The sequence below is a fragment of the Rhizobium sp. TH2 genome (assembly GCF_024707525.1).
In the GTDB taxonomy this organism is placed as follows: Bacteria; Pseudomonadota; Alphaproteobacteria; order Rhizobiales; family Rhizobiaceae; genus Rhizobium_E.
Genome location: NZ_CP062231.1, coordinates 1,347,474 through 1,359,660, shown reverse-complemented (window position 1 = coordinate 1,359,660; position 12,187 = coordinate 1,347,474). Strand labels below are relative to the sequence as shown.

General features: G+C 60.7%; 12 protein-coding genes. 6 read left to right on the top strand and 6 right to left on the bottom strand.

Going from position 1 to position 12,187, the window contains the following annotated elements:
* The first annotated feature begins 8 nt into the window (after positions 1–8).
* On the top strand, positions 9–2,177 hold the full coding sequence (locus tag IHQ71_RS06920; RefSeq protein WP_258161213.1) for a transglycosylase domain-containing protein: 2,169 nt from the start codon (positions 9–11) through the stop codon (positions 2,175–2,177).
* Positions 2,178–2,407: 230 nt separating this feature from the next.
* Positions 2,408–3,478 (top strand): calcium-binding protein, encoded by a 1,071-nt coding sequence (locus IHQ71_RS06915; RefSeq protein WP_258161212.1) that lies wholly within the window; start codon positions 2,408–2,410, stop codon positions 3,476–3,478.
* Positions 3,479–3,610: 132 nt separating this feature from the next.
* Here the strand turns inward: IHQ71_RS06915 and IHQ71_RS06910 are convergent, their stop codons facing one another.
* From IHQ71_RS06910 to IHQ71_RS06895, 4 genes are all read right to left on the bottom strand, one after another.
* Positions 3,611–4,006: a hypothetical protein gene (locus IHQ71_RS06910; RefSeq protein ID WP_258161211.1), complete on the bottom strand. Its 396-nt coding sequence runs from the start codon at positions 4,004–4,006 to the stop codon at positions 3,611–3,613.
* A 527-nt stretch (positions 4,007–4,533) separates the two neighbouring features.
* Complete coding sequence (locus IHQ71_RS06905) at positions 4,534–5,229, bottom strand: RNA polymerase sigma factor (protein ID WP_374990005.1); 696 nt, start codon at positions 5,227–5,229, stop codon at positions 4,534–4,536.
* Positions 5,230–5,274: 45 nt separating this feature from the next.
* On the bottom strand, positions 5,275–5,601 hold the full coding sequence (locus IHQ71_RS06900; RefSeq protein ID WP_258162761.1) for a cupredoxin family copper-binding protein: 327 nt from the start codon (positions 5,599–5,601) through the stop codon (positions 5,275–5,277).
* Positions 5,602–5,610: 9 nt separating this feature from the next.
* Complete coding sequence (locus tag IHQ71_RS06895; RefSeq protein ID WP_258161209.1) at positions 5,611–6,132, bottom strand: DUF4142 domain-containing protein; 522 nt, start codon at positions 6,130–6,132, stop codon at positions 5,611–5,613.
* A gap of 245 nt (positions 6,133–6,377) precedes the next feature.
* On the opposite strand from IHQ71_RS06895, the gene IHQ71_RS06890 reads away from it, so the two are divergent.
* Both IHQ71_RS06890 and IHQ71_RS06885 read left to right on the top strand, forming a co-directional pair.
* Positions 6,378–7,094, top strand: coding sequence for a ParA family protein (locus IHQ71_RS06890; RefSeq protein WP_258161208.1), 717 nt, complete (start codon positions 6,378–6,380; stop codon positions 7,092–7,094).
* An 81-nt stretch (positions 7,095–7,175) separates the two neighbouring features.
* On the top strand, positions 7,176–7,850 hold the full coding sequence (locus IHQ71_RS06885; protein ID WP_258161207.1) for a hypothetical protein: 675 nt from the start codon (positions 7,176–7,178) through the stop codon (positions 7,848–7,850).
* Between the two features lie 457 nt (positions 7,851–8,307).
* Here IHQ71_RS06885 and IHQ71_RS06880 read toward each other — a convergent pair whose 3' ends face one another.
* Positions 8,308–8,802 (bottom strand): BA14K family protein, encoded by a 495-nt coding sequence (locus IHQ71_RS06880; RefSeq protein ID WP_374989965.1) that lies wholly within the window; start codon positions 8,800–8,802, stop codon positions 8,308–8,310.
* Positions 8,803–8,922: 120 nt separating this feature from the next.
* Positions 8,923–10,770: a calcium-binding protein gene (locus tag IHQ71_RS06875; protein WP_258161206.1), complete on the bottom strand. Its 1,848-nt coding sequence runs from the start codon at positions 10,768–10,770 to the stop codon at positions 8,923–8,925.
* A 249-nt stretch (positions 10,771–11,019) separates the two neighbouring features.
* Here IHQ71_RS06875 and IHQ71_RS06870 point away from each other — a divergent pair, with 249 nt between their 5' ends.
* Positions 11,020–11,601, top strand: a complete 582-nt coding sequence (locus IHQ71_RS06870) for a DUF1214 domain-containing protein (protein WP_258161205.1) — start codon at positions 11,020–11,022, stop codon at positions 11,599–11,601.
* Positions 11,598–12,146, top strand: a complete 549-nt coding sequence (locus tag IHQ71_RS06865; RefSeq protein ID WP_258161204.1) for a DUF1254 domain-containing protein — start codon at positions 11,598–11,600, stop codon at positions 12,144–12,146. Before IHQ71_RS06870 ends, IHQ71_RS06865 begins: the two co-directional genes overlap by 4 nt.
* Positions 12,147–12,187: the final 41 nt, after the last annotated feature.

The following is a 12,187-nucleotide window of genomic DNA, read 5'->3' as shown; positions in this document are numbered from 1 at the left end:
ATTCTGCAATGGCCGACGACGGCGAAGACCTGAAGAACAAGCGTCTCAAGAGCCATTTCTTCCTGCGGCTCGATGCCTGGCTCGACTCCACGCTCTGGGCCGCCGGCTTTCGTTTCCTCGACTTATGGGAAGAGATCACCATCTTTTTCCGGCGTTTCCGCGTCAAGGGCTGGAAGCGCATCCCGGTCGAACTCGCGGGCGAAGCGCTGACCTGGGGCGCCGTCGGCATGATCGCCATGCTGGCGCTCGCCAAGCCCGCCTTCGAGATCGCCAAGAGCGACTGGCGCAAGAAATCGGATTTCGCCGTCACCTTCCTTGATCGCTACGGCAATGTCATCGGCCATCGCGGCATCATCCATGAGGATTCCGTGCCGATCGACGAGCTGCCGGATCATCTGGTCAAGGCGGTGCTGGCGACCGAGGACCGTCGTTTCTTCGAGCATTTCGGCATCGATTTCCTCGGCCTGTTCCGCGCGGTCAGCGAAAACGCCCGCGCCGGCGGCGTCGTCCAGGGTGGTTCGACGCTGACACAGCAGCTCGCCAAGAACCTGTTCCTCTCCAACGAGCGCTCCTTCGACCGCAAGATCAAGGAAGCCTTCCTGGCGCTGTGGATCGAGACGCATATGACGAAGAAGGAGATTCTCTCGCTTTATCTCGACCGCGCCTATATGGGCGGCGGCACGTTTGGCGCGGCGGCTGCCGCGCGGTTCTATTTCAACAAGGAACTCCCCGACCTCACGCTCGCCGAGTCGGCCATGATCGCCGGCCTGTTCAAGGCCCCGGCGAAATACGCCCCCCACGTCAACCTGCCCGCTGCCCGCGCCCGCGCCAACGAGGTGCTGACCAACCTCGTCCAGGGTGGCCTGATGACCGAGGGCGAGGTGATCGATGCCCGCCGCCATCCCGCAACCGCCGTCGATCGCAGCACCAAGGAGGCGCCCGATTTCTTCCTCGACTGGGCCTATGAGCAGACGCTGGATGTGGCCCGCAGCCAAGACTTCTCCGACCATACGCTTGTTGTGCGCACCACGCTTGATGCCGGGCTGCAACATGCGGCCGAGCAGGCCGTCGAGACGGGCCTGCGCCAGTACGGCGAGACCTACCGTGTCAAGCAGGGCGCGATGGTGGTGATCGAGAACGGCGGCGCCGTGCGCGCCATGGTGGGCGGCCGCGACTATGGCGAGAACCAGTTTAACCGCGCCACCAAGGCGCTGCGCCAGCCCGGCTCGTCGTTCAAGGTCTATACCTATTCGCTGGCGATGGAAAAAGGCCTGACACCCACGACGCCGATCGTCGATGCGCCGATCTGCTGGGGCAACTGGTGCCCGGGCAATTACGGCAACAGCTATGCCGGCCGGATCGACATCCAGACGGCGATCGCGAAATCGATCAACACCATTCCCGTGCGCCTCACCAAGGAAAAATTCGGCAAGAAGCCGATGGACCAGATCGTGGCGCTGGCGAAAAAGTTCGGCGTCGAGACACCGCTGCGCAACGACGTGACGATCCCGCTCGGTTCGTCCGAGGTCACCGTCATGGATCAGGCCACGGCCTATGCCGTCTTTCCGGCAGGCGGCCTGGAGTCGCGCCGTCACGGCATCAGCCAGATCACCGATTACGGTGGCAACGTGCTCTACGATTTCGACCGTGACGCCCCACCCGCCAAACGGGTGCTCACGCAGCAGGCCGCCGACTACATGAACCACATGCTGACCCGCATTCCCTATGTCGGCACCGCCCGCAAGGCGGCCGTCGATGGCGTGCTGACCGGCGGCAAGACGGGCACGACGCAAGGCTATCGCGACGCCTGGTTCTGTGGCTATACCGGCAATTTCGCCGCCGCCGTCTGGTTCGGCAACGACGACTATACGTCCTCCAACAACATGACCGGCGGCTCGCTGCCGGCGATGACCTTCAAGCTGGTCATGGACTACGCCCATCAGGGCCTGCCTATCCGCGAGATTCCCGGCGCCGATCCCGCCCCCGAGATCGCCGAGCAGGTGAACAAGGAAAAGCCCGTTGTCGAGAAGACCGAAGAAACCGCCGACGCCGCGCCGGTGTTCGTCCGCCCGCGCATGCTGACCGTGGCGAGCACCAGGGTCGTGAAGGATATCGGGGAGCGGTTGAAGGGTGCCAAGCCGCTGAAGAGGCTGGAGAAGGTGGCGAGCGTGGAGTAGTTCAGCCGACCTTCAAATCATTCTTCCGGCGCCCGCTTTACTTGACCATATTTGCCAGTATTGTGCTTTTTATATTAGCTCGACGTCAAAACCTGACGCCGAAGAGTCACGACACTTCAACTTACGCCTGCCAATTTTTCTGGAACTCGATTTCCGGTAGATGATGGCTGTGCAATCGCGCCGGCATTCCGCTCTGCGCGCATAATTTTATGTTTTCGCGGGGAATCGACATGGTAATGCACATTTTCAACTCGGATTCAATCGGCGCCGGCATCCGGGCCTATCTCGGCCAAGATGATGCCCTCTTCGTCAAATCAGGAGTCCTGGTGGCTTCGACGGACGGAAGTACCACCATCAGGGCCGGCGGCTTCGGAACCGTCTTGCATATCGATGGCCAGGTCATTTCTGAAAACCTCTGCCTCGATATCGGCACGACCGCCCCATCGCTGTACATGAGCATCTATCTCGGCGAATCCAGCGTGGTCCGAAGCTATCTCGGTACAGCGATTGCTCTACACTTCGCCGAACACACGATCGAAATGCACGGAAAGGTCTTCGCGACTTTGGACGGGCTTCAACTTTCCTTGGGAGATGGTGCGGAGAGCTACATTGCCAACGCAGGTACGATCGATGCGGACCTCCGCGGAATTTTCCTCGAAACCCTTGACGATGTCTTCCTTGAAAACACCGGAATGATAAACGGTGATACTGCAGGGATTTGGGTGCAAGGGACGAGTGGTGACGTATGGATCACCAACAGCGGCACCATCAAGAGCAGCACGTCGGGCATCACAAACATCGGCGATGGTGCGCTCCACATCGAAAATTCGGGCCTGATACGGCTTGGCGCCTTTCTAGGCGACCAGTCCGACATCTATGACGGACGCCTCGGACGCATCACCGGCACGCTCGTGGCGGGGGCCGGTGACGACACAGTAAAGGGCGGCACCAGCGACGAGAGCTTCCAGGGCGGCGCGGGCCGGGACCTCCTGAGCGGCGGCGGCGGCGCGGACCAGTTCATCTATGTCAATGCCGGCGATTCCACGCTGGAGGTGAGCGGCCGCGACCTGATCAGCGACTTCTCCCATAAAGGCCGTGATATCATCGACTTTTCCACCCTCATCCCAGGCGAACTGGATTTCGTCGGCAAGTCGCACTTTTCCGGAGCGGACGAAATCCGCTATCAGATTTCGGGCAAATCGACCTTCGTCTACCTCAATCTCGACGCCGATCCGGAGGCGGAAATGGCCATCCAGTTTGCCGGCAAGATCAAGTTCGTTGAGTCCGATTTTTCGATTTGAGATGATGCGGATGTTCTGCGCGACCCATTCCGAGTCTCTGTCCATCGGCAGGAATGGCCCGCGCCAATGGTTGAGTGGGAGGGTGCGGAGATTTTCCGCCGCACCCGCGCACAGATCCGACGGCGGGATGGCTCAATCGCCGCAGGCGATGGCGGGCATTGTCCAGGTCGACCAGCTTGCGGTGTTGGTCCTGTCGTAGGTTCTTCCATCGACAACTTCGCCGTCATCTTCCACATGCGCCGTATAGACGCCCGACGATCCGTTGTCCCAGTCGATGGTGAACTTGAACCGGCCGTTGGCCGAAATCGAGCCGTCCAGATCGCCTCGTCCGCCGCTGAACTTCGCGGAGGCGCTGAGTTTCCTGCCCTCCCTTTGGATATTCTTGACGGTCACGACAGCACCATTGCCCTGCGAAAGGGTAAAGGAGCGGCCGAGGTCCCAATTTTCGCAAGCCGAGGCGATGCCGGGCAGACCGAAAACAGTGAGAATTGCTGCATATGCGACTTTGCTATTCTTGATATTCAGCATTTTCATTCTCCGTTGCTTGAAGAAATAGTTGATGATCTTCGATTTTGTCTCTCGCAGAAACTATATCGCTCTGTATTACTCATTATTTGGTTTTGATAATGAACGCGGCATGAATATAAATCCATTAGAACATGATAATATCAGAGTTCACTGATATTCATAAATAATTTTCTGTATTTCCTTTTGCGTTCAACTCTTGCCGCCACAATTTTTGCGATTTTCCCCGGATTTTTCCGCCTGTTTTCGTGGTGTGGGGCAGGATTGCGGTCATCGAGTCGCATCGAGATCGTTGGCCATCCGCTCAGCAAGCAGGATCAGGCAGCCCGTGCCAAATAATATCCGGCGCAGCGCTCTACTTGTCGCTTGCAGGTCGTCGGCAAATCGACGTTCATCTATCTCACCTTGGACGCCGCCCCTATCACCGAGATGGCGATCGAATTGAGGGGTAAGATCAATCTGGTCGAGGGGATTTCGATCTGTGAGACGGGGGTGGCTTCTGACACCCTGACGGCGACATGCGGCTTTCCTCAGCCCGCCTTGAGCGCCGCGACCACCCGATCGGCCATCGCCACGCAACGCATACCATCGAACGGGAAAAGTGCGGCGAACGAACCAGTGAGTTCCTTTTCGATCGCCTCGCGCATCAGCTTGCGGGCGCGGAACAGGCGTGTCTTGACCGTCTCCGGCTTGAGGTCGAGTAGCGACGCGGTCTCCTCGATGTTCATGCCGTGGACGTCGCGCAGGATGAATACCGGGCGGAAGGTGAGCGGCAGGCTGTCGACCGCGCGTTCCAGCAGGCGCCGCGCCTGGTTGCGCGCCGCCTCGGCTTCCGGATCGGGCGCGGAAATCGCCAAAGGGAACTGAATGAGATTGGCGCTGCGGCTGCCTGACGGCATGTCGAGTTCCTCCAGTGCCGTGGTGCGACGCGCCTTGCGCAGGCGGCCGAGCGCCTCGTTGAGCGCGATCCGCGTGAGCCAGGTCGCGAGTTGGGATTGATTGCGGAAAGAGGCAAGGTTGGTGAAGGCGCTGACATAGGTCGCCTGCACGACGTCCTCGGCCTCGGAATCGTTGCGGAGAACGGCACGCGCGAGGCGAAACAATTGCTGGTTATGACGCCGCACGATGACCCGCATCGCGGTCTCGTCCCCTTCCCGCGCCATCGCCATGAGTTCGGCATCGGAAAGTGCCGCCGCTTCCGCCCCCCGTTCCGTCGCCGCTGTCATACGCATTTACGTCTCCGCATTCCTATCTCACAAGGGAACGCCCGGCTATTGCCGGACGTCGAGTTTTCCCACCATGGCGGGATGGAAACGGCAGTAGTAATCCACCATGCCCGCCTTGCTGATCGTCATCCGCACCTCCGCCTTCGGCGGCAGGTCGACATCGAAGCTCTTGTCGCGCGCCGTGGCGGTGTGGCGGAATATATCATCGTTTCGCCAGACGATCACATCGCCGACCTTGAGTTCCGCAGGCGTGGGGCCGAACTTCATCTTCGCGATGGCGATCTCGTAGTCCGCAGCCGACGCGACACCGCTGCTCGCAGCGGTAAGGATGACGAGTATCGACACGCGCCTCAGATTGGTGATCAGCCCCATCATGCCGGCCTATTTCACGCTTGAGGCGAGATGTTCGGCATGCTCTTGATGCTGCTTGAACAGCGTCAGGCCGGTTTCCAGCAGCACCTTGAGCTCGGCATTGTCGGCGGATGGGATAAGCGTCGTCTCAAGCGCGCCGTTGACGGCCTTGTGGTAGGCGACCTCGTTTTCGACATAGGCCTTGTCGAACGCATCGCCCTCCAGCGCGCCGAGCGCGTCGTGCTTCTTCTGGGCATCCGCCGTCAGCGACTTGCTGATATCGTTGTCCTCGGGCGTGACATTGAGCTTCTTGACCAGCGCCAAAGCCTGGTCGTTCACAGCCTTGTGGTCGCGCTCCATGGTCGTGGCGAATTCGATGACGGCGGGGTTCTTCGATTTGGCCAGCGCCTGCTGCGCGGCAGTCACATCGATCTGTCCGGCGGTGTAGGCGATATGGGCGATCTGCGGGTCCGTCACATCGGCGGCGCCAGCGCTTGCCGCCATGCCCAGCATGGCAGCGATGGCGGTGGCGGCGAAAACTTGTTTCAACATTTCATTCTCCATGGGTCCAAGCGCTTCAGTCCCATCCGGCAGCGACCCGGCCGACCGGGATGGTGCGCATTGGATGAAAATGTCTGGAGAAAGTTCCCGGAAAAATTCGGCCGTTCGATTTGGCTGGCACGCGGCGCTACCTATTTCTAGGTAGTTAATATTCACTGCCGGCCAATAACCCTTCATTAACCATATCTTGACACGCTTTCCTCACGTCTTGGAGTCGGACAAAGGAAGCGCCTGGTATGCCCGTGATCACTGTCGCCAACACCAAGGGTGGGGCGGGTAAGACAACAGCCGCGGCGCTGATTGCCACCGAGCTTGCCCAGATGGGCCTGAACGTCACCGTCTTCGACAGCGATCCGCAACACTGGTTCAGCCAGTGGTTCGAGACCGCGAAGCCGCGGGGGCCGATCTCGCTGGTCAACCATGTGACGGCATCGGCGCTCGAAGGCCATATGCGCCGCATGGACCGTGCCCGCGACTATTACCTCATCGACCTCGCCGGCGAGCGCAACCAGCTTACCGCTACCGCCCTGGCCTTTTCCAACCATGTGCTGATCCCCGTGCAGGGTGCGGGCATGGACGCCAAGGGGGCCGCCAAGATCCTCGACATCCTCGCCCGGATCAAGGCGGAGACCGGCGTCGATATCCCCCATTCCGTGCTGCTCTCCCGCGTCAACCCGATGGTCACCACCCATTCGCTGCTGGCGATCAAGGGCCTGCTCGCCCAGCGCGGCGTCGATGTGATGGCGACCCCGGTGATCGAGCGCGCCGCCTTCCGCGAAATGTTCGACAAAGGCGTGACGCTCTACGACATGGAGGCCTCGAAGGTCTCCAACCTCGACAAGGCGGTGCTCAATGCCAAGGCGCTGGCCGACGAGGTGATGCGGCTGCTGCCGGTCCGCGTGGTCTCCTCGCCGTCGCGCAAGCGCCCCTGGGGCTGGGGCCGGGCTGCTTGAGGCCCTGACGGGACTGGCGCCGGCCGGTCCCGGGATGTAAGGGGTGGCGCAAAGCCGCCCTCATCTTCCGAAAGCCTTGCCATGCAGCCTTGGGAACTCCTCGACGAAGCGAAAATTCCCGGTAGCGGCGAGACGCTCAGGCTGAAGCGGCGCGGGACGGAATATTCGATCATGCTCGGCGCCAACGAGCTGATGAACAGCCGGCTGAGCGGCTCGGAAAAGGCGCTGGCGACGCTGTCGCTGGAAAAACTCGGTGGGCGCAAGTCTTCCAATATCCTGATCGGCGGGCTCGGCATGGGTTTCACGCTGCGCGCGGCACTGGAAGCCGCTGGCGATACGGCACGGATCACGGTCGCCGAACTGGTGCCGGCCGTCATCGCCTGGGCCAGAGGCCCGATGGCCGACCTGCACGGGACATCGCTTGCCGATCCGCGCGTGACGTTTTTTGAAGGCGATGTCGGCGCCGCCATCCGCGTCGAAATAGCCGGCTACGATGCGATCCTGCTCGATGTCGACAACGGTCCGGATGGCTTGAGCCGCCCGTCCAATGACGCGCTCTACAATGCCAAGGGGCTGGGCGAGGCCAGGGCGGCGCTGACCCCCGGCGGCGTGCTCGCCGTCTGGTCCTCGGCACCAGATGCAGCCTTCACCCGCCGGCTGAAGCAGGCAGGTTTTATGACCGAAGAGAAGCCAGTGCGGGCGCGCGGCAAATCCGGCGCGCGGCATATGATATGGTTGGCGGTGAGGCCGGCTTGATCGGAGGCGTATCTTTCCACCGGTCGTGGTTGCGCATTCGTTCGGTTGGAGCTGACGACGTCGCCGACACCAATCCAGTCCAAACGGAAGGGAGCGCTCACCGCGCTCCCTCTTTCTGTCGGCAATCTGGTTGTCCGCAGGGAAGCATCTGGCCGTTGCCACGTGCTCCCCATCCGTGCGTCACCTAGACCCTCTTGCATTGAATTTGACCCGGTTCTGCCGGAGCAGGTTTTCGTCTGGGCAGAGGCGATTGGCGAAGGGCATATCCAGATATACGTCCGAGCCGATCGCCTCTGATCCAGGCGGAAAGATGCCCGGCCCACCGGGTTGGCTGAAGCGGGCCGCCTATTCGTTCGGCCGGCTTGGCCGTAGAGCTGGGCTACGACGCGCGCCGGCCGAACGAATATCCGACTCCGCCTCAGCCAACAGAACCGGGTCAAATTCAATGCAAGAGGGTCTAATACGGCGAATAACAAATGCGGCGGCCGCCATTGTAGGGCTGCCAGGTGTTATCCGACCGGCGATAGCTGGCATAGTGGTCGCGGCACCAGCGGACGTGGGCGCTGCCTCTACGCACGACTGGCCCGTTGGTCACGACGAAAGCTGCCGCCGGATACCAGTACCCGCCCCAACGACGATAGCCCGGGCGATAGTAGCCGTAGCCCCGATAGCCGCCGTAATAGTGGTGACCTTTGCGGTAATAATGGCCATGGCGCTTGTGGTAATTCCGATTGTGGTATTTACCATTATGACGGTTGCCGTGATGTCGAGCACTGTGATTTCGGCCGCCGCGATGGCGATAAATTTTGCCCTTTGAGCGGACAAATTCGATCTGCGATCCGTTTTCCGCGGTTTGCGAGGGCATTGGAGGAAACGCCGCAGCGGGAATCACGGGCGAGAAACTCAATATCGCGCTTAATCCCAAGGCTACGCACAAAGACTTCATTTTCATGACACACTCCTGCAAAAGGACGATATCACCCAAGACGCGCAGGCGGCCAAAGAGTTCCACTTATGATGCGCACCTGCAGACAGCGTGCGCGGCAGGTGACAGTGCCGGCGCGCGTGGTGCTCAGAGTTCCAGCAGGAAATGCGACCGGTCGATATCGCCCATGAATTCCGGGCCATAGGGCGTGCTGCTGCCGCATTTGACCACGAACCAGCTGTCGGTCGAATTGTTGTAGGTCTTGTCGATGTGGCCGTTTTCCATGAAGTCGAGCTTGGCGCCCGGTTCCATGAGGTAGAAGCCCTTGTCTTCGAAGATCTTCTCGCGGCCCGTCACGATACGCTCGATGCCGATTGAGGTCAGATCGATCGTGTCGTCGGCCGAGAGATCGGTGAACCGGAAACGCGCCGTCAGGCCCTTGCCGTCGAGCACCTGCGAGGGATCGACGCCGCTCAACTCTATTTGGATCGTGTCGGCGCCGTCGCCGGTCTTGATCACGATCGGCGTCTTCTGCAGCTTGTTGATGGTGAGCGTCAGGTTGTCGTCGCCATCCGAAAGCGTGAAGACGTCGAACTGGTTGAGTATCACCGAAACGTTGCCTGAAGCATCGCCCGCCAACTCGAACTTCTCGACATTCTTGATGTTGAAGACCGGACGTGACGCATACACGATGACGGTATCGGTGCCGGCATGACCGGCTTCGCTAATGGCATCATTGTTGTTGCCGCCGATCAGCGAGGGACTGGACGGGTTTTCGGAACCGCCGACCTCGTTGGACGCGTCGTCGGTGAGGAAATAGGTGTCGTTGCCTTTGCCACCGACCAACTGGTCACCAGAACTGCCGCCGCCCCAGAGCCGGTCGTTGCCGTCTCCTCCGATCAGGACATCGACGCCGAGCCCTCCATAGAGCCGGTCATTGCCATCGCCGCCCAACAACCGGTCGGCCTGGGAACCGGTAAAAAGATCGGTATCGCCCAGGATCACATCATTGCCGGCCCCGCCGTCGATCGTGTTGGATCCGTCGGTGCCGACGATCAGGTCATCGTCGTTCTTCCGGCTGTTGAGCTTGTCGCCCTTCTGATCTCCAAAAAATTCACCACCGGCACGCAGGTTGACGAAAAGCAGCTCCTCCATGCGACCTATATCGATGCCGTAGAAGTCGGCAACGCTTCTCATCGCCGGCTGGAGGTGATCGACGATCGTATCTGAGCCGCCGTTGCCCAGCCCGATCTTCGACGGGTCGAAATCGTTCTCGTATTTCAGGATGTATTTCCGGTTCCGGGCATAGGCCGCGCCGACATCTTCCGCCTCATCGATATCGACGAAATCCGGGTCGTTGTAGAGTTCGAAAACATCCGACTGAAAATAGCGGCGGGCGGCCGTCGCGTTATTCACCGTTTCCGCCTCGCGATCCATGTACCGGATGCCGAACCACGCGCCCGCGCGGTCGCCGTTGAAAAGCAGGTCGTCCATGACGTCGCCGATATCCGCGCCCTGCTGCAGCATAGAGGCGAGCACCGCTCGTTCTTCGGATTCAGGCAAGCCGACGTCGCCCCAGGACGCGAGCAGGTCCTCGGTGGAGGCCATCGCCATTTCAACGAACTGCTTCACATGGTCCGAATTTCCAAACTCAAACGTCGTCGGGAAACTCGGATCATTGGTTTCCAGCGCCCATTGCTCAAGGACATCGTCGAGCTTGTTGCGCAAGCCGGCGGCAGTGCCGTTATGGCTGTCCACGACATTAAAAAGACGCCCCAGGAGTGTCGATTCACTTGACCCGGTAATGGTCAGCATCGCCTCGAAGAGATAGGCCTGGAGCTCGAAATTGGGTCCGATACGCGCATTGCCCGACTTGTCCATGTAGGGCTTGAAGTTCTCGCCCCAGATCTTCGTCAGGACTTCGCCGTAGCGGAAGTTGTCATAACCGGTAGGGTCCCCAACTGGATCGAACTCGTCGTATACTGGAAATACCATCAGAGACCCCAAGATACCTATGGCCGCAAAACACGCGGCACTCTTCAAGGCCGCACATACTTGACGCTTTGCTACAAAATTGCGGTCAAACTTGGAAGCCCCCGCTGGAGCGGGTGTCGTCTGCGTGAAACAATACTGCGCAGCCGATGAACCCGCCCCGAATGATCCCTCGGCATTCCCATTTCCCGAAAGCGGAATCAATGCTAACGCTCTCACCAGACAACCAGCTCGAAAGCCTGAACCCACCTGATGCTACGCCTGCCTTTCCTTGTCGCGCTTGCGCTTCTGACGGCTTTCGGTCTCGGCATCGGCTCGGCCGTGGGCATGCTGGATGCGTCCTCCGGTTTCGGGGCGATCCGGCTCGGGCCATGGGCGGCTTTTCCCGAGGCACAGACATCCGCCGCCGACCCCTATGCGCGCTCGCACCGGGCGCGCGCCGGCAAGCTGCTGCTCGCTACGGCCGAAGGGCTGCAATTCCAGGCCGATGTCGATGAGGACGGCGCGCGGCTGTCGCCACGCTGCACCTATGCGATGGACGGACTGACGCCCCCTGCCCGCTTCTGGACGCTTTACGCGGCCAACCGCGACATGGAGCCGCTGACGCCCGCCGAGAACCTGCCCGCCGCTTTCAACGCCTGGAACGTGCTGCGCCGGCCGGACGGCAGTTTCCGCGTTCTGATCTCGGCCGAGGCACAGCCCGGCAACTGGCTGGCGATCCGCCGCGATACCGCCTTTCGGCTGGTGCTGACGCTGCTCGATACGCCGACCGCCGGCTCCTCCGGCGTGCTGGAGATCAAGATGCCGAAGCTCACGCGCGTGAGCTGCTCATGATCCGCGCCGGTCTTTTCGCCATACTGACCGGCCTTGTGGGCGCCGCCGTGCTGCATCTCGTCATCATCCTGGCGCTGCCCTCCTTCACCGGGCTCGATTCCTACACCAGGCTCGCGACCTACGACGCACCCAATCGCTTCATCATCTTCGGCGACAAGGCCGACGAGATGGGCTTCTCCAACGGCGACCCCTATCTCAGGACCGCAGCCTGCGTCTTCGACGTCGGCGAACGGCCGATGCACCTGATGGCAGCGGGTTCGGTGCCGTTCTGGTCGTTCGCGGTCTACGATTCCTCGTCCAACGAAGTGTTTTCGATGAACGACCGCTCCGCCGCCGGCGGCGAACTCGACGCCATCATCGCCTCGCCGCAACAACTCGCCGCGATCCGCAAGACCAATCCGGATGTGATCAGTGAAAGCGTGCTGATCGAGATGCCGCGGCCCGAGGGCTATGTGGTGCTGCGCGCGCTCAGCCCCGCGCCCAGCTTCGAGGAGCCGGCGAAGGAGTTTTTGATGGAGGCGAGTTGCGAGGTGTATGAGGGGTGACAATCTTCACCCGCTCCACTTCTATTCCAGATTGAAACTTG

What these genes read in the sequence shown, in the direction of transcription:
- IHQ71_RS06900 (WP_258162761.1), bottom strand. Translation starts at nt 5,601, where the DNA reads ATGGGGCTGATCACCAATCTGAGGCGCGTGTCGATACTCGTCATCCTT.
- IHQ71_RS06880 (WP_374989965.1), bottom strand. Translation starts at nt 8,802, where the DNA reads ATGAAAATGAAGTCTTTGTGCGTAGCCTTGGGATTAAGCGCGATATTG.
- IHQ71_RS06895 (WP_258161209.1), bottom strand. Translation starts at nt 6,132, where the DNA reads ATGTTGAAACAAGTTTTCGCCGCCACCGCCATCGCTGCCATGCTGGGC.
- IHQ71_RS06870 (WP_258161205.1), top strand. Translation starts at nt 11,020, where the DNA reads ATGCTACGCCTGCCTTTCCTTGTCGCGCTTGCGCTTCTGACGGCTTTC.
- IHQ71_RS06875 (WP_258161206.1), bottom strand. Translation starts at nt 10,770, where the DNA reads ATGGTATTTCCAGTATACGACGAGTTCGATCCAGTTGGGGACCCTACC.
- IHQ71_RS06915 (WP_258161212.1), top strand. Translation starts at nt 2,408, where the DNA reads ATGGTAATGCACATTTTCAACTCGGATTCAATCGGCGCCGGCATCCGG.
- IHQ71_RS06910 (WP_258161211.1), bottom strand. Translation starts at nt 4,006, where the DNA reads ATGCTGAATATCAAGAATAGCAAAGTCGCATATGCAGCAATTCTCACT.
- IHQ71_RS06920 (WP_258161213.1), top strand. Translation starts at nt 9, where the DNA reads ATGGCCGACGACGGCGAAGACCTGAAGAACAAGCGTCTCAAGAGCCAT.
- IHQ71_RS06885 (WP_258161207.1), top strand. Translation starts at nt 7,176, where the DNA reads ATGCAGCCTTGGGAACTCCTCGACGAAGCGAAAATTCCCGGTAGCGGC.
- IHQ71_RS06890 (WP_258161208.1), top strand. Translation starts at nt 6,378, where the DNA reads ATGCCCGTGATCACTGTCGCCAACACCAAGGGTGGGGCGGGTAAGACA.
- IHQ71_RS06905 (WP_374990005.1), bottom strand. Translation starts at nt 5,229, where the DNA reads ATGACAGCGGCGACGGAACGGGGGGCGGAAGCGGCGGCACTTTCCGAT.
- IHQ71_RS06865 (WP_258161204.1), top strand. Translation starts at nt 11,598, where the DNA reads ATGATCCGCGCCGGTCTTTTCGCCATACTGACCGGCCTTGTGGGCGCC.